The sequence below is a fragment of the Achromobacter sp. SIMBA_011 genome (genome assembly GCF_046535435.1).
Classification (GTDB): Bacteria; Pseudomonadota; Gammaproteobacteria; order Burkholderiales; family Burkholderiaceae_B; genus Achromobacter; species Achromobacter dolens.
Genome location: NZ_JAWRWN010000564.1, coordinates 1 through 267 on the forward strand (window position 1 = coordinate 1; position 267 = coordinate 267).

Annotated in this window: 1 protein-coding gene; it reads right to left on the bottom strand. The window is 60.3% G+C overall.

Annotation, left to right across the window (positions count from 1 at the left end; all coding sequences use genetic code 11):
• On the bottom strand, positions 1-267 hold a 267-nt coding region (locus SB816_RS32170), incomplete at both ends, for a BRCT domain-containing protein (RefSeq protein ID WP_410548266.1).

Consider the following 267-nt stretch of genomic DNA (forward strand, 5'->3'; position numbering starts at 1 on the left):
CTTGGCAAGCTTTGAACCTGCCCCCGGCCCGGCTACCAGAATATCCGTCTTCTTCGATACGGAACCGGCCACCTTGGCGCCCAGACTTTCCGCGCGAGCCTTCGCCTCGTCACGCGTGAATTTTTCGAGCGAGCCGGTGAATACCACCGTCTTGCCGGCCACTGGGCTGCCTTCCGTCGAGGGCTTCTCGGCCTCCTTCGGCTGCAACTCCCGTATCAACCGGTCGATGACATCGAGATTGCGCGGCTCCTTGTAGAATTCGATGAT